Here is a 19,363-nt window from a genome sequence, read left to right as displayed (position 1 = left end):
TCAGGGCAGAGAATCAGAGAGTTGATTCGCTGGCAAGTGCTTACGATTCCGATGGATTCACTTTCCGCAAAAACGGCAGCAAAATGTGAATTCATGAGTCCGAAAGGCAACGGCGGTCAGCTTGCCTAAAGCAACTGCCCGAGAAATTCCTGGACGGCATGGCCCGGCCGAAAATTACCGATGCGCTTGATCTCCCACTGCAGCCGGATGCCTGATCTTTCGAGCACGCGCGCACGCACCGTCTCACCGAGATATTCAAGCTCGTAGCCCGTGGCGGTTCCGGTGTTGATCATGAAGTTGCAATGCATCGGCGACATCTGCGCCCCACCAACCATCAGGCCGCGGCAGCCGGCCTTGTCGATCTCCTTCCAGGCCGAGGTGCCCTCAGGATTCTTGAAGGTAGAGCCACCGGTCTTTTCGCGGATCGGCTGCACGGTCTCGCGATGGTTCTGGACAGCATCCATCGCGGCCTTGATCGCCGCCTTGTCCTCAGGAATGCCTTCGAGCAGCGCCGACGTGAAGATCAGCCCGGACGGCGCCGCTGAATGGCGATAGGCATAGCCCATATCGGCATTGCTCAGCGTATGAACATTGCCCTTGCGGTCGAGTGCCCGCACCTCGACCACGCGCTCGCGCGTCTCGACGCCATTGGCGCCGGCGTTCATCCTCAGCGCTCCGCCAATGGCGCCGGGAATGCCGTGGTAGAAATGAAAGCCACCGATGCCGGCCTCGTAGGCAACGGCCGCAAGGCGCTTGTCGGGTGTCGCGGCGCCCGCCTTGATCGTGGTCGGCGCAATCACTTCGGTCTCGCCAAAGCCTTTGGCCGAAAGCCGGATGACAAAGCCCGCAATGCCGCCGTCACGGACAAGCAGGTTCGAGCCGACGCCGACGATGGTCAGCGGAATTTCCTCCGGCACCGCCTTCAGGAACGTGGCAAGATCGTCCTCGTCGGCCGGCTGGAACAATGCGTCCGCGAGCCCGCCGGCTCGAAACCAGGTGATCTTGTCCATCTCGGCATTGGGCGTGATGCGGCCGCGCAGTCCGGCAAGCCGGTCGCCAAGCTTCTCGATCAACGCCTGGCCGCGCATCATGAGATGGTCCCGCCGAGTTCCTTGGGCAGCGCATAGGCCCATTGGGTGATGTTGCCGGCGCCGAGGAAGACGACGAAATCGCCCGGCTTCGCCACCTCGCGCACGATCGGCGCAATCGCCGCCGGACCTTCGATGTAGCGTGCGTCGCGATGGCCGCCGGAGCGGATGCGCGACACCAGTGCGTCGGACGTGACGCCGTCGATCGGTTCCTCGCCGGCTGCATAGACGGGCGCCACCATTACCGTATCGGCGTCGTTGAAGCAGACGGAAAACTCGTCGAACAGATCGCGCAGCCGGGTGAAGCGATGCGGTTGGGTAACGGCGATGATGCGACCCTTGGTAGCGCTGCGCGCAGCCTTCAGTACCGCCGTGATCTCGACCGGATGATGACCGTAATCGTCGAACACATCGACACCGTTCCACGAACCGGTATGGGTGAAGCGCCGCTTGACGCCCGCGAAAGACGACAGGCCCTTCTTGATTGCCTCAGCCGAAAGGCCGAGCTCATGCGCGACGGCAATCGCCGCCGTCGCATTGGAGACATTGTGGCGCCCGGGCATGGGCAGCCGCAGGCCTGATATCGTTATCTGGCCGTGCGTCTTGCGGTCGCGGATCACCACGTCGAATTCCGAGGTCGGGCCGTCCATGCGGTGATTGGTGAAGCGCACGTCGGCCTGCGCATTTTCGCCATAGGTGATGACGCGCCGGTCCTCGATGCGGGCGACCAGCGCCTGCACCTCGGGGTGGTCGGTGCACATCACACCAAAGCCGTAGAACGGCACATTCTCGACGAACTGACGAAACGCTTCGCGCACTTTGTCGAAGGAGCCGTAATGGTCGAGGTGCTCGGGGTCGATATTGGTGACGACGGCAATCTCGGCCGGCAGCTTGAGGAAGGTGCCGTCGCTCTCGTCGGCCTCGACCACCATCCATTCGCCGTCTCCCATGCGGGCATTGGTGCCATAGGCATTGATGATGCCGCCATTGATTACCGTCGGGTCGAGCCCGCCGGCTTCGAGTAGCGTCGCCACCATCGAAGTCGTCGTCGTCTTGCCATGCGTGCCGCCGATCGCGACCGCCTGCCGGAAGCGCATCAGCTCGGCCAGCATTTCGGCGCGCCGCACGATCGGCAGCAACTTCTCTCTCGCCGCCTTCAGCTCCGGGTTGGATTTCTTGATTGCGGTGGAGACGACGACCACTTCGGCCTCGCCGAGGTTTTCGGCCTGATGGCCGACGAAGCATTCGATGCCCTTGTCGCGCAGCCGCTGCACATTGGCGCTGTCGGCCTGATCGGATCCCTGCACCTTGTAGCCGAGATTGTGCAGCACCTCGGCGATGCCGCTCATGCCGATGCCGCCAATGCCGATGAAATGCACGAGGCCGATCGTCTGTGGCATCTTCATGCGTGCGTCTCCTTCCTGAATTCCGAAACGGATTTCCTGGACGCAATAGCCTCTGTCAGATCGGCGAGCAACCGCGCGGCATCCGGTTTTCCGGACGATTTCGCCGCCGCGGCCATTGTCGCCGCCTTGCCTGGATCATCCATCAGCCCGCCGACAAGCACGGCGATCCGCTCCGCCGAAAGCGTGGATTGCGGATGCACCTCGGCGCCGCCCGCTGCCGCAAGGGCCGCCGCATTCGCCGCCTGGTCGTGGTCGAGCGCGTGCGGATAAGGCACCAGCAGCGCCGGCCGGCCGATCACCGCGATTTCCGATACGGTCGATGCGCCGGAGCGCGACATCACCAGATGCGCCGCCGCCAGCCGCGCCGCCATGTCGGTGAAGAAGGGCGACACCTCGGCCTCGATGTCAAGCGTGGCATAGGCCGCTTTCACCCGCGGCACATCGTCGGCGCGCGCCTGCTGGGTGATCGCCAGCCGCCTGCGCTGTGCATCGGAAAGCCGGGCGATCGCCGCCGGCACCGCATCGGAAAAGAACTGCGCGCCTTGGCTGCCGCCAAACACCAGAAATCGGAACGGCTCTTCACCGGCCGATGCGGCATAAGGCGTCTTCGCCGCTTCCAGCACTTGCGGCCTGACCGGATTGCCGGTGGTCACCGTCTTGACGCCTGTAGCACTTGTGTCTTCCGGTAGGAAACCACCGGCAATAGCGTCGACGCGGCCGGCGAGCGCCCGGTTGGCACGGCCCATCACCGCGTTCTGCTCGTGGATCAGCGTCGGCACCTTGCGCCGGGTCGCGGCATAGAGCGGCGGCAGCGTCGGATAGCCGCCGAAGCCGACTACGATGGCGGGCTTGACGCTGGCGATGACGGCCGATGCCTGCCGCACCCCGCGCCAGATTTTCCAAAATGCGGCGAGCACGGCAAAAGGATTTTTCGACCCCATCGTCGCCGACTGGATCGGATGGATGGCGGCCGCCGGGAACTGCCCGGCAAAGCGCTCGGCGCGTTCGTCCGTCGCCAGGTGCACCGCCCAGCCGCGCCCGGTCAGTTCGTGCGCCAGTGCCTCGGCCGGGAACAGATGTCCGCCCGTTCCGCCCGCCGCCAGAAGGATGACCCCCTTGGCCATCTCACTCCGCCGGCATCGCACGCGGCGACGGCATGAAGCCCAGCTGCTTGCGCTTTTCCGGGCGCTTGCGCGTCAGCGCCAGCACCATGCCCATCGAGATGGCGATCGCGATCTGCGAGGAACCGCCGTAGGAAATGAACGGCAGCGTCATGCCCTTGGCGGGCATCAGCTGCAGATTGACGGCCATGTTGATGACCGACTGCAGGCCGAAGACCGTGACCAAGCCGCCAACCGCATAGCGTGTGAAATCGTCCTGCTCCTTGAGTGCCGTGTTGAGGCCGCGCAGCACGATGAACCCGAAGATGGACATGATGAAGAAGCACATGATCAGCCCGAATTCCTCGCCGGCGACCGAGAAGACGAAGTCGGCATGGCTGTCGGGGATGACCCGTTTGACGGTGCCCTCGCCCGGCCCGACGCCGAACCAGCCGCCATTGATCAGCGCCTCGCGGCCCATGTCGACCTGGAACGTGTCGCCCTCGCCGGTCATGAAGCGGTCGATACGGCCGGCAACGTGCGGGAACACTGCATAGGCGGCGAACACGCCGCCGACGCCTGCAGCACCCAGCGCGACGATCCACAGCCACGGCAATCCGGCCATGAAGAACATCACCCCCCAGGTGCCGAGCACCAGCATGGTCTGCCCAAGGTCAGGCTGCGCCACCAGCAGCGAGATGACCAGTGCAAGCAGCAACATGGCGAACAAATTGCCCGGAATGTCGGGCTGGCGCTTGTGCTCGGCGAACAGCCAGGCGCAGATGATGACGAAGGCCGGTTTCAGGAACTCGGACGGCTGGATCGACAGGCCGGCTAGCGACACCCAGCGCCGCGCGCCCTTCACCTCGACGCCGATATAGAGCACCGCCACCATCAGAAACAGCATGATGCACAACATGACCAGCGCCATGCGCCGGATCTGCCTGGATTCAAGGAACGAGACGGCCAGCATTACCCCAAGCGCCGGAATGGTGAAGATAATCTGGCGTGTCGCGAAGTGGAAACTGTCGAGCCCGATGCGCTCGGCCACCGCCGGGCTTGCGGCGAAGGACAAAACGATGCCGAGCCCCATCAGCGACAGGAACGCCGCCAGGAACCAGCGATCGATCGTCCACCACCAGGTCGCCACAGGGCTTTTGTCGAGACGGCTTTGCATTATCGTGTCCCTCCGATGGGCTTCACGCCATCAATGGCGGTTGCGGCTTGCCTGAACGCCTCGCCGCGGACTTCGAAATTCTTGAACTGGTCGAAACTGGCGCAGGCCGGCGACAGCAGCACCACTGCCTCGCCGCTACTATCCCTGGCCGCATCGCGGGCGGCGTGTTCGACTGCCGCCGCCAACGTGCCTGATATCTCGTAGCGCACCGCTTCGCCCAGCGTCGCCGAAAAGGCCGGTGCGGCTTCGCCGATCAGATAGGCCTTGGCGATGCGCGGGAAGAAGCCGCGTAACGGCTCGATGCCGCCCTCTTTCGGCAGGCCGCCGGCAATCCAGTAGATACGCGCAAAGCTCGACAGCGCCGGTGCAGCGGCATCGGCATTGGTCGCCTTGGAATCGTTGACGAACAGCACATGCCCTTTGCGGCCGACTTGCTCCATGCGGTGCGCCAGCCCAGGGAAACTCTCCAGTCCGGATTGGATCTCGCCGAGCTCGAGCCCGACCTTGAGGCAGGCGGCGGCGGCGGCCAGCGCGTTCTGCGCATTGTGCTGGCCGCGCAACGAGCCGATGTCTTCGAGGAAGGCGACACGGCTGTAGCGGCCGTGCACGGCTTCCATTAAGTTGGTGCCGTCAGCGAAATAACCGTCGGTCAGCGGCAGGCGCTTGGAGACGCGGATGACCTGCCGGCCGGCCCGCTCCAGCCGATCGGCGATCTGGGCGCACCAGGAATCGTCGACACCGATGATTGCCGTCTCGCTGCCGGCCACCAGCCGCTCCTTGATCGAGGCGTAGTGTTGCATCGTGCCATGGCGGTCGAGATGGTCCGGCGTCAGGTTGAGCAGCACACCGGCCGTCGGATTGATCGAAGGGGCAAGATCGATCTGGTAGGAAGAGCACTCAACCACATAGTGCCGTTCAGGCTGCGGCGGATCGAGCGTCATCACCGCGCGGCCGATATTGCCGCCCATCTGCGTGTCGCGCCCAGCCGATTTTAGGATGTGCGCCGTCAGTGCCGTGGTCGTCGACTTGCCGTTGGTGCCGGTAATGGCAATGAAAGGTGCTGCCGGTGCCAGCAGCATCCGCTCGCGGCAGAAAAGCTCGATGTCGCCGATGATCTCCACGCCTGAGCCCCGCGCCAGCTCGACGGTCCAGTGCGGCTTGGGATGCGTCAGCGGCACGCCGGGCGACAGCACGAAGGCGGAAAACCTCGCCCAGTCCGCACCGCGCAGGTCCGCTGTCGTGATGCCGACCGCGCCGGCCTTGGCGACGCTATCGGGATTGTCGTCCCAGGCCAGCACATCCGCGCCGCCCTCGATCAGCGCGCGCGCCGTGGCAATCCCCGAGCCACCGAGCCCGAAGAGCGAAACGCGCTTGCCTGAAAAGGATGCGGCGGGGATCAAGCGGCCTCCTATCTGAGCTTCAGGGTCGACAGGCCGACCAGCGCCAGGATGACGGCGATGATCCAGAAGCGGATCACCACCTGGCTTTCGGTCCAGCCGAGCTTTTCGAAATGATGGTGGATCGGCGCCATCAGGAAGACGCGCTTGCCGGTCATCTTGAAGTAGCCGACCTGGATGATGACCGAGAATATCTCGACGACGAACAGGCCGCCGACGATGACCAGCACGATCTCGTGCTTGGTCGCCACCGCGACCGTGCCGATCAGCCCACCCAGCGCCAGCGAGCCGGTGTCGCCCATGAAGATCGCCGCCGGCGGCGCATTGAACCAGAGGAAACCGAGACCGGCGCCGATCACCGCTCCAAGGACCACCGCAAGTTCACCGGTGCCGGGCACGAAATGGATCTGCAGATATTCGGCGAACACCGCGTTGCCGGAGAGATAGGCGATGACGCCGAAGGATGCGGCTGCGATCATGATCGGCACGATCGCCAGCCCGTCGAGACCGTCGGTCAGATTCACCGCATTGCCGGCGCCGACGATGACGAAGCACGAGAACGGGATGAAGAACCAGCCGAGATTGACGAGAAACTCCTTGGCGAAAGGGAATGTCAACGATGACGAGAACGGCGCCTGGCCGTTATGCATGATCACCCAGGCGGCGATGCCGGCGATGACGAATTCGAGCCCCAGCCGCGCCTTGCCGGAAAAGCCGAGATGCGATTGCTTGGTTACTTTGAGATAATCGTCGTAAAAGCCGATCGAGCCGAATCCCAGCGTCACCAGCAGGACCACCCAGACGTAGATGCTCGACAGGTTCGCCCACAGCAGCGACGAACCGACGATGCCGGACAGGATCATCAGTCCGCCCATTGTCGGCGTTCCCGCCTTCTTGAAATGCGTCTGCGGCCCGTCGGCACGGATCGGCTGGCCCTTGCCTTGCCGCAGCCGCAGCGAATTGATGATGGTCGGTCCGAAGATGAACACGATCAGCGCCGCTGTGATCAGCGCTCCGCCGGTGCGGAATGTTATGTAGCGGAAGACGTTGAAGACCGAGATCTTGTCCGCAAATTCGACGAGCAGTGTTAGCATGCGCTTGCGTCCCCCGGACCGATCCTAGGTCTGTCTGCTGGTTGTGGCTTCCGCCGGAAACTTGCCGAGCAACGCCTCGACCAGCTTTGAAAAGCCTATGCCCTTCGACGATTTGATCATGACCACGTCGCCGGGCTTTAATTCCGATAGAAGAACCGGTTTCAGATCTTCCGCACCGGCGCGGTACTCCGTCCTGATCTCGCCGGGCAAAACGTCGGCCAGCGCCCGCATCTCCGGGCCGCCGAGAAAGACCGTGCGCGTGTCGGTGCCGACGATCAGACCGGCAAGCGCGGCATGCAATTTCGCCGAATGGCTGCCGAGCTCGAGCATATCGCCGAGCACGGCAATGCGCCTGCCCTCGCCCGACACCGGCGTCGTGTTGAGCAGTGCCATTGCAGCCCTCATCGACGCGGGATTGGCGTTGTAGCTCTCGTCGATCAGCGTGATCGGCCCGTTGGGGTGACGCAACACATAGCGCTTGCCGCGTCCGCGTTCGGGCGAAAGATCGGCCAGCGCCTGCGCAACCCTGTTAACGTCGGCGCCGACCAGATGCGCGGCACCAAGAACCGCGAGCACGTTCTGCACCATATGGCGGCCCGGCGCGCCGATCCTGGCGACAATCTCGTGCCCGCCAATCTTGGCGGTGATGACCGAGTGATCGGCATTGAGCTCGCATTTGATCAGTTTGAAGGTCGCCCGGGCATTCTCGCCGAACCCGTAGACATGCTCGACGCCGGCCTCTTTGGCCATCTTCTCCAGCAGCTTCCAGCGCGCATCGTCGCGGTTGAGAAGGGCGGCGCCACCGGGCTCCAGTCCCTCGAAAACCTCCGCCTTGGCCTTGGCGATCTCGTCCAGGTTGCGGAAGAAGCCGAGGTGAGCGGCCGCGATCAACGTGACGATGGCGACATGCGGCCGGACCATCTTGACCAGCGGCCGGATCTCGTCGGGATGGTTCATGCCGATCTCGAAGACGGCATAGTCGCAATCCTGCGGCATGCGCGCCAGCGTCAGCGGCACGCCCCAGTGATTGTTGAACGACTGGGCCGATGCATGCACCGTACCGACCGCGGAGAGAGCGTGGCGTAGCGCTTCCTTGGTGGTGGTCTTGCCCGCCGATCCGGTCACGGCAATGACCCTGGCCTTTGAGCGTGCGCGCGCCGCAACGCCGAGCTTTTCCAGAGCGACAAGCACGTCCTCCACGACGATCATCGGTGCAGTCAGCCGCCCCAGCGACGGCAGCTTGCCCTCGGCGACGACCAGCACGCCGGCGCCCGCCTTGATGGCAGCCGTGACGAAATCATGGCCGTCCATGGCCTCGCCCTTGATGGCGAAGAAAGCGTCTCCCGGCTGCAGGCTGCGGCTGTCGATGGAAATGCCGGCGATGCCTTCAGGCATCGGACCGAGCGGCCGGCCATCCATGGCGGCAACCAGCGCCTCGGAGGTCCACAGATAGCTCACGCCGCTTGCTCCCGCAGCGCCGAGCGAACTTCCTCATGATCGGAAAAATGCAGCGTCTCGGTGCCGATGGTCTGGCCTTCCTCATGGCCCTTGCCGGCCACGATCAGCGTGTCGCCAGCGTGAAGCATCCCGACCGCCTCGTGGATGGCCTTGCGCCGGTCGCCGATCTCGATGGCGCCGGGTGCGGCCTCCAGGATCGCGGCGCGGATCGTCTCGGGTACTTCCGAGCGGGGATTGTCGTCGGTGACGATGACCACGTCGGCCAGTCTTGTGGCGATCTCGCCCATGATCGGCCGCTTGCCTCGGTCCCGGTCGCCGCCGCAACCGAATACGACGATGACGCGGCCGGTGGTAAAGGGGCGCACCGAAGCCAGCACGTTTTCCAGCGCATCCGGCTTGTGCGCGTAGTCGACATAGACCGGCGCGCCGTTGGCGGCCGTCCCGACAAGGTCGAGCCGTCCCGGCGCGCCCTTCAATTTCTCCAGCGCCATCAACGCCTTGGCAACAGATGTTCCAGTCGAAATGGCGAGGCCGGCCGACACCAGCGCATTTGCAATCTGGAAGTCGCCGGCCAGCGGCAAGTCGACTTCATGGAGAACGCCGTCCGCTTCGACCTCGGCGCGCTGGCGGTGGCGCTCGTGCTCGACCCGCTTCAGCCGCAGGAAATCGCCGTGGCGGCCGACCGTCAGCACATTCAGTCCCCCTGCCCGCGCCGCCTTGATCGTCGGCTCCGACCACGGGTCGTCGGCAAAGATGACCGCCGGCGCGCCCTTCGGCAGCAGCGCGTCGAACAGACGCAATTTGGCGCGATGATAGTCCTCGACCGTCGGATGATAGTCCATATGGTCGCGGCCGAGATTGGTGAAGCCGCCGGCCGCAAGCTTGACGCCGTCGAGCCGGCGCTGGTCGAGGCCATGGCTGGACGCTTCCATCGAGGCGTGGGTGACGCCGGCCTCCGCCAGCTCCTTGAGCAGCCTGTGCAGTGCCACCGGATCCGGCGTGGTCAGCGAGCCATATTCGTTGCGGCCCGGCGCCACCACGCCGGTCGTGCCGATCGAGGCGGCGGCGAAACCCGCCTGCTCCCATATCTGCCGGGTGAATGCGGCGACCGAGGTCTTGCCGCTGGTTCCGGTCACCGCGACCATGGTTTGCGGTTGCATGCCGAAAAAACGTGCAGCACTCAGCGCCAGTGCAAGGCGCGGATCGTCTACGACAAGAACCGGGATTGGCAGCCCGGCGACGGCACTGCCCTTGCCGACCACGATCGCTGCAGCGCCTCGGCTCGCGGCATCGGCTGCGTAGGCTGCGCCATCCGCCTTGGAGCCGCTGAGCGCGAAAAAGACGACGCCCCGTGTTACCTGGCGGGAATCCGACGAAATCCCTGTAACCTCCATATCGAAGGAAGCTGTCCCTTCGACAGGCAGGATACCGGCTAGATTTTTCAGCTTCATCGAACCCCGTTCATCGCAACAAAATAGCGCGCAGTTGCCGGCGCGCCCCAAGAATCACTGATAGGAAACCAGCGTTGCACCATTTTCATGGCTGAAATCTGGCTTCACGCCAAGCATGGAAGCCGCACGTCGGATGATGTTTGCAGCCATGATGCCCGCGTTCGAGGCGGCCGTAGCACCCATGCCGGGCTTTTCCGGCCTCGGTTCGTCGGCGATCGTAAGCACTATGTATTGCGGATCGTCCATCGGGAAAGCCGCAACGAAGGCGTTGAAATTCTTTTCCTTCGAGTAACGGCCGTTGACAACCTTCTCCGCCGTTCCCGTCTTGCCGCCCACCCGGTATCCTGGCACCCGTGCATTGCGGCCGGATCCCTTTTCGGCATTGAGTGCATAGAGATAGCGCATGCCCTCGACCGTCTTGTCGCTGACCACTTTCTTGGCCACCGCCATCGCCTGCTCCTGCGTGCGCGGCAGGAAGGTCGGGTCCATCAGATAGCCGCCATTCATCAGCGCGGCGCAGCCGACCGCTGTCTGCAGCGGCGTCGTCGACACACCGTGGCCGAAGGCGATGGTGATCGAATTGACCTGCTTCCAGACCTTGGGCTCGGTCGGCCGAGCGACTTCCGGCAGTTCGGTCTGCATCTTCTCGAGGATTCCCAGGCGATGCAGGAATTCGCGGTGTCCGTCGATGCCAACCGCTTCGGCTTCCTTGGCAGAGCCGATATTGGAGGAGTAGATGAACACTTCCGGCACCGACAGTACCCGGCCCTTGCCATGGAAATCATGGATGGTTTGATGGCCGATCCTGATCGGGCGCGACGCGTCGAAACGGCTTTGCAGCGTTATCTTGCCGGAATCGAGCGCCATGGCAGTGGTGAAGCTCTTGAAGGTCGACCCCATTTCATAGAGGCCGGCCGACATACGGTTGAGCCGGTCCTTGTCCTGCGCGTTATAGGGGTTGTTCGGATCGAAATCCGGAACCGACGCCATCGCCAGCACCTCGCCGGTCTTGACGTTGAGCACGACGGCGCCCGCCGCGATGGCGTGGTACTTTTCCATGCCGGTGGCGACCTCGTCGCGCACGATATGCTGGACGCGCAGGTCGATCGAGAGCTGCACCGGCTTCAAATCCTTGGCCACCGCGAGGCCCGACGCCTGAAGATCGCTCAAGCCCTGTTCGTCGATGTATTTCTCCATGCCGGAGATGCCCTGATTGTCGATGTTGGTGAGGCCGACAATGTAGGACGAGGTTTCGCCGGCCGGATAGAACCGGCGCTTTTCGGTGCGAAAGCCGAATCCGGGGATGCCGAGTTGCATGATGTCGGCCTGCTGCTTCGGCGTCAGTTGCCGCTGCAGCCAGACGAACCCGGCGCCGCTCTTCAGCTTGTTATATGTCTGCTCGTAGTCGATCTCGGGAAGCACCGTCGACAGCTTTTCGATCGCCTCGTCGGCATCGACGATGCGGCGCGGTTCGGCAAACAGCGACGCGGTCTTGATGTCGGTCGCCAGCACTTCGCCGTTACGGTCGACGATGTCGGGTCGCGATGCCGTCACCCGGCTCTGCGGGCCGCCCGACAGGTCGGGATTCTGGAAACCCAGATAGACCAGCCGCCCGGCAATGGTCGAATAGATGCCGAAGAACACCGCCATGGTCATGACGATGCGGGTCCTGCCCTTGCCACCGGTCGCCTTGCGGGCACCTTCGACCACGATCGATCCGCCTGCACCGGCCTGTGAACCGCTCTTCAGCAGCCTGCCAATCTTTGGAAATCTGGCAGCCATTGGAAATCCGGTGATCATTGGACGATGCCTCCGGTCACCACGGGATCTTTGCCGCCGATATCGGCCATGCCGCCCAGCCGCTGCGATGAAAGGTCCTCGATGTTGACGGGTTTCGCCGGCAGATCGTCCAGCCCGACGATCTGCCGCGCATTGACCGGCTCGAGTCCGAGTTGCGATTTGTAGATTTCGGTGAGCTTCTGCAGGCGCGACGGCTGGGTAAGCAGGCTCCAGTCCGCCTTGAGCAGGTCGATCGTGTCCTCCTCATAACGGATCTGCGCCTGGATCTTGTGCACTGCCGCCAGTTGCTCCTCGGCCTCGCGCTTGGTCTTGTAGGTCAGGGCAGCCGCCGAAACCATGACGGCGATCAGGACTATGTCGCTGGTACGAAACACGTGCTCACCTCTCTCCCGGTCGATCGGCGCCGGGAAGCTTTGGGCCAGGCAGTTTTGGCAGGCCGAAAATCGAAAAATCGCCGGCACGCGCCGGCGCCTCTGTACGGATTGCAGTGCGCAGCCTTGCCGAGCGCGCCCGCGGATTTGCCGATATCTCGGCATCGCCAGGCGTCACGCCGCCGCCCTTCTTGGTGAAGGTGGCGGTGCGCGCCTGCGCCTCGGGCAGGTGCCGCGATCCGGTCGCTGAATCGGCTCTGTCGGCGATGAAGCGCTTGACGATGCGGTCCTCGAGGGAATGGAAGGTCACCACGACAAGCCGCCCGCCCGGTTTCAGCGCGCGCTCGGCGGCAAACAGTGCCTTGGCCAGTTCGCCGAGTTCGTCATTGACGAAGATGCGCAGCGCCTGGAAAACGCGGGTGGCCGGATGGATCTTGTCTTTCGGCGCGCGACCGATATGCGTCTCGATGGCATCGGCAAGGTCGAGCGTGCGCTCGAAGGGGCGTTTTTCGCGACGGCTCTCGATCATGCGGGCGATGCGCCCGGCATGGCGTTCCTCGCCGAGAAAACCGAAGATGCGGGCAAGATCGCCCACCTTGAAGGTGTTGACGACATCGGCGGCGCTCAGGCCCGCCTGCGCCATGCGCATGTCGAGCGGTCCATCGGCCCGGAATGAAAAGCCGCGCTCCGGCTGGTCGATCTGCATGGAGGAGATGCCGATGTCGAGCACGACGCCATCGGCACTTTCAACCTGCTCGTCGAGCGTCGAGAACGGTGCCTGGACAAGCCTGAGCTTGCCGCCGGACTGCTGTTCAAGGGCCCGCCCCGCCGCGATCGCATCCGGATCGCGGTCGATGGCGACGACCGAGGCTCCGCTTGCCAGAATGGCCTTAGTGTAGCCGCCGGCACCGAACGTGCCGTCGACGATCACCTCGCCTTTTGTCGGGGCCAGCGCCTCCAGAACTTCGGCAAGGAGGACCGGAATGTGACGGGCTGGTCCGCCAGCGGCATGAACTTCATCGCCGTCGCCCGCCATCATTCCGGCCGCTCCCCGGGCTTCGTCCCCTGCCGAAGCTGCAAAAGCCGGGCGCGTGCTTCCGTCCCGTAGGCGCTGAGCCGTCCCGGCTCCCAGATCTGAAAGAAATTGCCCCGGCCAACGAAGGCCACTTCCGCTGAAATGCCGGTATGCTCGCGAATGAAATCGCTCATCGTGATACGGCCGTCCTGGTCGAGCTTCAGAAACGTTCCATCGCCATGGCAGAAGAACGACATGTCGTCCGCCGTCTGCAGGAACGGGTCTTCCTGGGCGATACGCTGCTCGTAGCGATCGAGCAGGTCGAGCCCACCGACATCCATCGCCGGGCGATCCAGGCAGCGTAGCGCATAAAGTTCCGAATAGCCGCGTTTCTGCACAACGGCACGGAAATGCGCCGGCACGGACACTCGTCCCTTCGCATCGATCCTGTTCACCGCGTTCGACAGAAACCGGTCCATTACGCGTTACGGCCGCTTGCGCCGCCGCACCCCTCTGCATCTTCCTGTCCGCGCCGCCCCAGCCCGGTCGACGTCCAAAACCCGCTTCGTTGTGACGGGCGAACGCAGGCAAACGCGCAGCCGCCGCGGCTGCCCGATTGGCGTACGCTTCACCCTGACACGGAACGAAGGCTTGAGTATCGGAATGGGATATCATGGGGTGTTATGGGCGTCAACGGGAACAGTCTTCAAAACGCGCCTGCCACGACTGGGGAGAGCAGCTTTGACGGCACTCCGGTCTTTATCCTCCATTAAGCCTAACGAAGCGTTTAGGGCCGTCTGGTCCAACCGGAGGCGGCTTGCTGCGGATCGCTGCCGCGCATAGCCTCGGCATCTCCTTTTCCGGTCAGTAACGAGGTTTGAAATCATGTCCGAAACAGCCAAGTCACGCGCCGCGGCACTTCCCCATCTGCGCCGCGGCGGGCTGGCCAAGGGCGACCCGATCCCCTTGCCCCTGACGATGGCCGCCATCTTTCATGCGCCCGGCGACGCCACCGGCTTCGATCAATATGGCCGCTTCAGCAATCCGACCTGGGATGCGGTCGAGCACATGCTGGCGCATCTGGAAGACGCCTCATGCGTCGCCTTTCCCTCGGGGATGGCTGCCATCTCGGCGGTATTTTTCGGCCTGCTCAAAGCCGGCGACCGTATCCTGCTGCCGTCCGACGGCTATCACACGACGAGAGCGCTGGCAGAGCGCTTCCTGAAGTCCTTTGGCGTCGCTTATGATGTCCGGCCAACATCAAGCTTCCTCGACGGCGGCTTCGATAGGTATCGGCTTGCGTTCGTCGAAACGCCCGCCAACCCAGGACTGGATATATGCGACATCGCAGCCGTCGCCGAAGCCGTGCATAGAGCGGGTGCGGTGCTTGTGGTCGACAACACGACAATGACGCCTTTCGGCCAGCGCCCGCTCGATCTCGGCGCAGATATCGTCATTGCCGCCGACACCAAGGCACCAAACGGCCATTCCGATGTGCTGTTCGGCCATGTCGCCAGCCGCGACGCGGACATTATCTCGAGGGTGACCGACTGGCGCGAGACGTCGGGCGCTATCCCCGGGCCGTTCGAGGCATGGCTGGTGCATCGCGGCCTCGAAACGCTGGACGTGCGCTTCGACCGCATGTGCGCTTCCGCCGAAATGATAGCGCGACGGCTGAAAAACCATCGCGCGATCAGCGGCTTGCGCTTTCCGGGACTGGAGAGCGATCCATCGCACAATCTTGCCCGCGCCCAGATGGAGCGCTTCGGCTTTCTCATCTCGTTCGTGCTCGCCTCGGAGGACAAGGCCGAGGATTTCATCAACAATTGCGCCTTGATGCAGGCAGCGACGTCGTTCGGCGGCGTGCACACTTCGGCCGAACGGCGATCAAAAAGGGGAGATGCCGTTCCGCCCGGCTTCGTTCGCCTGTCGATCGGCTGCGAGCCGGTGGAAGAGCTTTGGCAGGCGATCGAGGCGTCGCTAGACGCAATCGGTGGCTGAATCGGCAATCACGAATTCAGATCGTCGGCATCAATCTTGCGCCGGCCGTGCAGCACGCGAACGATTTCGATCGCCTCTTCGCGGACACGATACAAGGTGAGGTATTCGCCGACGATCAGGTGACGGATTCCGGTTGCGATGTCTTCGCGCGGCGCACCTGAGAAGGGGTGCAGGGTCAGCAAATCCCACCGGCCTTTGCAAGAGATCCACGAGCCGAACCGCCGCATTTGGATTCTGTTCGGCAATGTAGTCGCCGATGGCTTCGAGGTCGATCAATGCCTGAGGAAGCAGGCGGTATTTCACTCCTCAAGGCCTTTGGTTCCGGCCATTTTCAGATATTTGGCGCGCAGCCGTTCCATGATTGGCGGCCCGTCCAGCCCCGGACCGCTGTCGATCCCCTCCTGCACCAGCTTGCGCAATTCCTCGACCGTGTAGCCGAGCAGGTCGCGCCGGTCCTTCCATTGCCTCAGCGCGTCGCGGATCACCTCGCTTGCCGAGGCATATTCGCCGGCGGCGACCACGTCGTCGACCGCCGCCGCCAGTTCCGGCGACAGCGTGATGCTGCGTTTGTCAACGTGGCCCATGGCGCACTCCTGATCAATCTCTCAATGGTACGATTAAATCGTACCAATTTCAAGGATTGTCGCGCTCGGCTGCAGGGGTCGAAACTGAATCAACGGCTGCGCCCGAAAACGCAACCTGCTGATATCAGGAGATTTCCTTTTATCGGGGAAACTGCCAGCTGGCCTGTAAGCCGGGTTCTGTATGGCCCTCGCCCCGTACGGGGCGAGAACGTGGCGGCCATTCATCTTGGGCGCATGTTGCCATACGCCTCACGCAACCTACCCGGACGGTGAGCCGGAAACAGCCCTCGAGGGTTTCCCCTCGCACCGCCCCTATTCGGTCTTGCTCCCGGTGGGGTTTACCGTGCCGCTCCTGTCGCCAGTCGCGCGGTGGGCTCTTACCCCACCCTTTCACCCTTGCCTCGATTGGATCGTGGCGGTTTGCTTTCTGTGGCACTTTCCCTGGGGTCGCCCCCGCCGGCCATTAACCGGCACCGTGTCTCCATGGAGCCCGGACTTTCCTCACCCACAGCCTTTCGGCTTCGCGGGTGCGGCCGCCCGGCCAGCTGGCAAGGCGTATAAAGGGGTTCAGGCCCGAAAACGCAAACGAAAAAGCACGTTGTCGCTTGTCAGGCGGGCGCTCCAAGTGCTGCCAGCTGCACCTTGACCTTGCCGCAATAGGCTGCGGACACCGGGTTCATCCGTGTGGCGGCGTGGCCGGCATTGTATTTCAGGATCGTGCCGCAGGTCGTGCCGCCGCCGAGATCCCGCGCCATGGCAAGGTACTTCATGCCGTATTTGATGTTGGTATCGGGATCGTAGAGACCCTGAACCGAACCGCTATAGCCCATCATCCGCGCCGTCGCCGGCTTGATCTGCATCAGGCCGATCTCGCCGGCGCTGCCGACCTGGTTCGGTTGGTAGTTGCTTTCGATCTTGATGACGGCATTGGCGAGCGACACCGGGACGCCATAGCTGGCGGCATAACGCGCAATGATCGCCGAATACTGTCCGCTGCCGCCGACTGCCGCCGCCTGAGGCGCTGGCCTGCTCTTCGGAGCGACTGACGCCGTTGCCATGCGGTCGATGCGTTTGCGGTTACGCTTCACATGCAGTTTGGCGATTGTCTTTCTCGCAGCGGTTGGCCCTTTCGCGGAGACTGGCTTTTTCGTCCTTACCGCGGCCGCTTTTTCCACTTTTGCGGTGGCGGTCTTCTCTACTTTTGCACCACCCTTCGGCACGGCGGTTTTGCCGGCTGCGGCACTGAAGCCCTGATCGGCCCGCTGGCTCAGCGGTGCGCTGTTCGCCGCACTGAAGGCAAAAGTCATTACGCCGGCAGCAATGGCTGCCGTTAAAACGGTCAATTTCTGCATGTGATCCTGTTCTGTTTGATCTGCACAAAGACTTCGCGCAGATACCCTCAATCAACATCGGAACATCTGGGGGGATAGACGTCCGACAATCTGTACGGATCGCCTTTGACGACGGAATTGGCGCCAAAGAAGGCGACGCAAGTCACTTTGAGTAACAGATTGTAACTTTTAAGCTGGCAAAAGATTATTTGAGAGAGGCTATCCTTACGGAAGCGAGCAGCCTTTCCAGCGTGCGGATCGTCGATCCATCAGCCATGCCATCGACCAGGCGCTGCCGGAAATGCCGCTGAAATGCCTCGACCACGATTTCGGTCTGCCGGTCGAAAGCGCCGGTGATCTCGACGCCATAACCATAGAGCGCCAGCATCGACTGCAGCGCCTCTACCTCGGCGCCGGTATCGCCTGGCTTCAGCACGGCGCCGCGCCGGATCGGTGCTGCCGGCACAACATGGCCGATACCGGCAGCAAACAATGCCTTCCATGGAAATTTCTCGCCTGGATCGACCTTTCGCCCCGGTGCCACGTCGGAATGGGCAAGCACCCGCTGCGCCGGAATGGAATGGCGCTCGATGATCCCAGCGCACAGGCCGATCACCGCGTCGATCTGCGGTTTTGGAAAGTTGCGATAGCCGAGCGTATGCCCCGGATTGACGATCTCGATGCCGATCGAACAGGAGTTGATGTCGCTCTGTCCGAACCACGAGCTCTTGCCGGCATGCCAGGCGCGGTCGCCTTCCCTTACCATCTGAACAATGCCGCCGTCCTCATGGACCAGGTAGTGCGACGAGACCTCGCTTGCCGGATCGCACAACCATGCCTCGGCACCGGCGCCGGTAGCCATGCCGGTGTAGTGCAGCACGATCATATCGGGTCCGAGCGTCCCGCGCCGTGGTCCGAAATTCGGCGATACCCTGACCTCGGCGCTCGGCTCATCGGGCGGAAAGCCGCTCATGCGTGCCGCAGGCCTCGCTCGATCATTTCATAGGCCGCGTTGATCGCCGCCAGCCTGGTCGTCGCGATCTTGATGAATTCCTGCGGCAGGCCGCGTGCGATCAGCCGGTCCGGATGATTGTCGGAGACCAGCTTGCGGTAGCGCCTGCGGACCTCCTCGAACGGCTTCCCACGCTCGATGCCGAGCACAACATAGGGATCGGCCGCACCCAGATCGACATGCCGGGCCAGGATGCTCTGGTAATGCGCCTCATCGATGCGGAATATCTCGGCGATGCGATGCAGGAATTGGCCCTCTCGCTCATGCACCAGCCCGTCGGCCTTGGCGATGTGGAACAGCCCGTCGAGTATGTCCTCGAGCATCAGGCAGTTCGAATGGCCCGAACCGCAAAGCTGCGCCATCCGCTCGGCATAGGTCTCGAAACCGGCAATGTCGCGTTTGGCCATATCGTAGAGCCGCGCCACATTGCGCCTCTGTTCCTTCGGCACCTCGAATATTTCCTGGAAGGCGCGCACCTCGTCTTGCGTGACGATGCCGTCTGCCTTGGCCATCTTGGCCGACAGGGCGATCATCGCCACCGAGAAGGCGACGCGCCGGCGCAGATCGGCATCGCCGGAGAAAACCGTGCGCACGGCCTCGACCACTTCGGCGACGCCTGACGACGCTGAAGATGAAACGCGTGCGACGAAGTCGCCAAGGCGGTCCCAAATCGACATGGGGGCTTCATAGGGCCAACCACCCATCGCTATCAAGCCAAGACAGTGCCGCAGGGGCTGGCCCAATCGATTTGTCTGAGGCGGCTGGCGCCAGCGCTCACGTCGTCGCACTCGGCCGCCAGGCGCTGGTATCGTAAGCAGCAGAAAGGCCGGCCTGTGAGGCCAGCCTTTCCTTGGTTGTCACATTGACTACTGAGCCGGAGCAGCCGGCGCAGGCGCCGGAGCCGGCTCGGCAGGCTTGTTTGCGTCAGGAGCAGCCGGCTTCATCGTCTGGTCGGATGCCGGCGGGTTGGTGCTCTGCGTCGTGGTGTTGTCGGTGCCGCTGTTGCTGCAGGCGGCAAGGCCAAGCAACGCAAGCGCCGACACCGACGCAAGAATGAGTTTCTTCATGATATCTCTCC

The 19,363-nt window shown here is 63.3% G+C and carries 19 protein-coding genes and 1 other RNA gene; 1 reads left to right on the top strand and 19 read right to left on the bottom strand.

The annotated features are described in order from the left end of the window. Positions 1-125 precede the first annotated feature (125 nt). Genes murB through mraZ form a run of 12 tightly spaced genes read right to left on the bottom strand, consistent with a single transcriptional unit; the run spans position 126 to position 13,836 of the window. Entirely contained in the window at positions 126-1,091 is a 966-nt protein-coding gene (gene murB / locus NKH16_RS27130; RefSeq protein WP_031211769.1) for a UDP-N-acetylmuramate dehydrogenase, read from the bottom strand. Then, positions 1,088-2,494, bottom strand: a complete 1,407-nt coding sequence (gene murC / locus NKH16_RS27125; RefSeq protein WP_352456166.1) for a UDP-N-acetylmuramate--L-alanine ligase — start codon at positions 2,492-2,494, stop codon at positions 1,088-1,090. The genes murB and murC overlap by 4 nt, the downstream gene beginning before the upstream one ends. Continuing rightward, positions 2,491-3,618: an undecaprenyldiphospho-muramoylpentapeptide beta-N-acetylglucosaminyltransferase gene (murG, locus tag NKH16_RS27120; protein ID WP_352742473.1), complete on the bottom strand. Its 1,128-nt coding sequence runs from the start codon at positions 3,616-3,618 to the stop codon at positions 2,491-2,493. Before murG ends, murC begins: the two co-directional genes overlap by 4 nt. Position 3,619: 1 nt before the next feature. Next, positions 3,620-4,771: a putative lipid II flippase FtsW gene (ftsW, locus tag NKH16_RS27115; RefSeq protein WP_023676765.1), complete on the bottom strand. Its 1,152-nt coding sequence runs from the start codon at positions 4,769-4,771 to the stop codon at positions 3,620-3,622. Next, positions 4,771-6,171, bottom strand: a complete 1,401-nt coding sequence (gene murD / locus NKH16_RS27110; RefSeq protein WP_352589460.1) for a UDP-N-acetylmuramoyl-L-alanine--D-glutamate ligase — start codon at positions 6,169-6,171, stop codon at positions 4,771-4,773. Before murD ends, ftsW begins: the two co-directional genes overlap by 1 nt. A gap of 8 nt (positions 6,172-6,179) precedes the next feature. Then, positions 6,180-7,262 (bottom strand): phospho-N-acetylmuramoyl-pentapeptide-transferase, encoded by a 1,083-nt coding sequence (mraY, locus tag NKH16_RS27105; protein ID WP_023676767.1) that lies wholly within the window; start codon positions 7,260-7,262, stop codon positions 6,180-6,182. Positions 7,263-7,286: 24 nt separating this feature from the next. Next, positions 7,287-8,720 carry a UDP-N-acetylmuramoylalanyl-D-glutamyl-2,6-diaminopimelate--D-alanyl-D-alanine ligase gene (locus NKH16_RS27100; RefSeq protein ID WP_352589457.1) on the bottom strand — a complete coding sequence of 478 codons (1,434 nt, stop codon included), beginning with the start codon at positions 8,718-8,720 and terminating at the stop codon, positions 7,287-7,289. Then, a complete protein-coding gene (locus NKH16_RS27095; RefSeq protein WP_352453153.1) occupies positions 8,717-10,171 on the bottom strand; it encodes a UDP-N-acetylmuramoyl-L-alanyl-D-glutamate--2,6-diaminopimelate ligase in 1,455 nt (484 codons plus the stop codon). The genes NKH16_RS27100 and NKH16_RS27095 overlap by 4 nt, the downstream gene beginning before the upstream one ends. A 54-nt stretch (positions 10,172-10,225) precedes the next feature. Continuing rightward, on the bottom strand, positions 10,226-11,953 hold the full coding sequence (locus tag NKH16_RS27090; protein WP_352453152.1) for a peptidoglycan D,D-transpeptidase FtsI family protein: 1,728 nt from the start codon (positions 11,951-11,953) through the stop codon (positions 10,226-10,228). Positions 11,954-11,967: 14 nt separating this feature from the next. Then, positions 11,968-12,345 carry a cell division protein FtsL gene (gene ftsL / locus NKH16_RS27085; RefSeq protein ID WP_023676771.1) on the bottom strand — a complete coding sequence of 126 codons (378 nt, stop codon included), beginning with the start codon at positions 12,343-12,345 and terminating at the stop codon, positions 11,968-11,970. Between the two features lie 4 nt (positions 12,346-12,349). Further along, positions 12,350-13,381: a 16S rRNA (cytosine(1402)-N(4))-methyltransferase RsmH gene (gene rsmH, locus NKH16_RS27080; protein WP_352589451.1), complete on the bottom strand. Its 1,032-nt coding sequence runs from the start codon at positions 13,379-13,381 to the stop codon at positions 12,350-12,352. After that, complete coding sequence (gene mraZ / locus NKH16_RS27075) at positions 13,378-13,836, bottom strand: division/cell wall cluster transcriptional repressor MraZ (protein ID WP_254818997.1); 459 nt, start codon at positions 13,834-13,836, stop codon at positions 13,378-13,380. Before mraZ ends, rsmH begins: the two co-directional genes overlap by 4 nt. A 406-nt stretch (positions 13,837-14,242) precedes the next feature. Here mraZ and NKH16_RS27070 point away from each other — a divergent pair, with 406 nt between their 5' ends. Further along, positions 14,243-15,358, top strand: coding sequence for a cystathionine gamma-lyase (locus NKH16_RS27070; protein ID WP_352453149.1), 1,116 nt, complete (start codon positions 14,243-14,245; stop codon positions 15,356-15,358). Positions 15,359-15,366: 8 nt separating this feature from the next. On the opposite strand, the gene NKH16_RS27065 is transcribed toward NKH16_RS27070, so the two are convergent. The 7 genes from NKH16_RS27065 to NKH16_RS27035 form a co-directional block, all read right to left on the bottom strand. Beyond that, positions 15,367-15,540, bottom strand: a complete 174-nt coding sequence (locus NKH16_RS27065) for a type II toxin-antitoxin system RelE/ParE family toxin (RefSeq protein WP_352680271.1) — start codon at positions 15,538-15,540, stop codon at positions 15,367-15,369. Between the two features lie 117 nt (positions 15,541-15,657). Continuing rightward, positions 15,658-15,942 carry a type II toxin-antitoxin system ParD family antitoxin gene (locus tag NKH16_RS27060; RefSeq protein ID WP_352680272.1) on the bottom strand — a complete coding sequence of 95 codons (285 nt, stop codon included), beginning with the start codon at positions 15,940-15,942 and terminating at the stop codon, positions 15,658-15,660. A gap of 150 nt (positions 15,943-16,092) precedes the next feature. After that, positions 16,093-16,491: RNase P RNA component class A (gene rnpB, locus NKH16_RS27055), an RNA gene on the bottom strand. Positions 16,492-16,550: 59 nt separating this feature from the next. Further along, positions 16,551-17,294 (bottom strand): lytic transglycosylase domain-containing protein, encoded by a 744-nt coding sequence (locus tag NKH16_RS27050; RefSeq protein ID WP_352742479.1) that lies wholly within the window; start codon positions 17,292-17,294, stop codon positions 16,551-16,553. A 184-nt stretch (positions 17,295-17,478) separates the two neighbouring features. Next, on the bottom strand, positions 17,479-18,246 hold the full coding sequence (locus NKH16_RS27045; protein WP_352742481.1) for an N-acetylmuramoyl-L-alanine amidase: 768 nt from the start codon (positions 18,244-18,246) through the stop codon (positions 17,479-17,481). Next, positions 18,243-18,962 (bottom strand): TerB family tellurite resistance protein, encoded by a 720-nt coding sequence (locus tag NKH16_RS27040; protein ID WP_352742483.1) that lies wholly within the window; start codon positions 18,960-18,962, stop codon positions 18,243-18,245. Before NKH16_RS27040 ends, NKH16_RS27045 begins: the two co-directional genes overlap by 4 nt. 189 nt (positions 18,963-19,151) lie before the next feature. Continuing rightward, the gene (locus NKH16_RS27035) at positions 19,152-19,352 is read right to left on the bottom strand and encodes a hypothetical protein (RefSeq protein ID WP_352492713.1); all 201 of its coding nucleotides are present in this window, start codon (positions 19,350-19,352) and stop codon (positions 19,152-19,154) included. Positions 19,353-19,363 lie beyond the last annotated feature (11 nt).

The organism is Mesorhizobium sp. M1307, assembly GCF_040318155.1.
GTDB lineage: Bacteria > Pseudomonadota > Alphaproteobacteria > Rhizobiales > Rhizobiaceae > Mesorhizobium.
Note: the sequence above shows the minus strand (reverse complement) of the source record. Positions and strands in the feature narration are given on the sequence as shown.

What these genes read in the sequence shown, in the direction of transcription:
- murB (WP_031211769.1), bottom strand. Translation starts at nt 1,091, where the DNA reads ATGATGCGCGGCCAGGCGTTGATCGAGAAGCTTGGCGACCGGCTTGCC.
- murC (WP_352456166.1), bottom strand. Translation starts at nt 2,494, where the DNA reads ATGAAGATGCCACAGACGATCGGCCTCGTGCATTTCATCGGCATTGGC.
- murG (WP_352742473.1), bottom strand. Translation starts at nt 3,618, where the DNA reads ATGGCCAAGGGGGTCATCCTTCTGGCGGCGGGCGGAACGGGCGGACAT.
- ftsW (WP_023676765.1), bottom strand. Translation starts at nt 4,771, where the DNA reads ATGCAAAGCCGTCTCGACAAAAGCCCTGTGGCGACCTGGTGGTGGACG.
- mraY (WP_023676767.1), bottom strand. Translation starts at nt 7,262, where the DNA reads ATGCTAACACTGCTCGTCGAATTTGCGGACAAGATCTCGGTCTTCAAC.
- NKH16_RS27095 (WP_352453153.1), bottom strand. Translation starts at nt 10,171, where the DNA reads ATGAAGCTGAAAAATCTAGCCGGTATCCTGCCTGTCGAAGGGACAGCT.
- NKH16_RS27090 (WP_352453152.1), bottom strand. Translation starts at nt 11,953, where the DNA reads ATGGCTGCCAGATTTCCAAAGATTGGCAGGCTGCTGAAGAGCGGTTCA.
- rsmH (WP_352589451.1), bottom strand. Translation starts at nt 13,381, where the DNA reads ATGATGGCGGGCGACGGCGATGAAGTTCATGCCGCTGGCGGACCAGCC.
- mraZ (WP_254818997.1), bottom strand. Translation starts at nt 13,836, where the DNA reads ATGGACCGGTTTCTGTCGAACGCGGTGAACAGGATCGATGCGAAGGGA.
- NKH16_RS27070 (WP_352453149.1), top strand. Translation starts at nt 14,243, where the DNA reads ATGTCCGAAACAGCCAAGTCACGCGCCGCGGCACTTCCCCATCTGCGC.
- NKH16_RS27060 (WP_352680272.1), bottom strand. Translation starts at nt 15,942, where the DNA reads ATGGGCCACGTTGACAAACGCAGCATCACGCTGTCGCCGGAACTGGCG.
- NKH16_RS27050 (WP_352742479.1), bottom strand. Translation starts at nt 17,294, where the DNA reads ATGCAGAAATTGACCGTTTTAACGGCAGCCATTGCTGCCGGCGTAATG.
- NKH16_RS27045 (WP_352742481.1), bottom strand. Translation starts at nt 18,246, where the DNA reads ATGAGCGGCTTTCCGCCCGATGAGCCGAGCGCCGAGGTCAGGGTATCG.
- NKH16_RS27040 (WP_352742483.1), bottom strand. Translation starts at nt 18,962, where the DNA reads ATGTCGATTTGGGACCGCCTTGGCGACTTCGTCGCACGCGTTTCATCT.
- NKH16_RS27035 (WP_352492713.1), bottom strand. Translation starts at nt 19,352, where the DNA reads ATGAAGAAACTCATTCTTGCGTCGGTGTCGGCGCTTGCGTTGCTTGGC.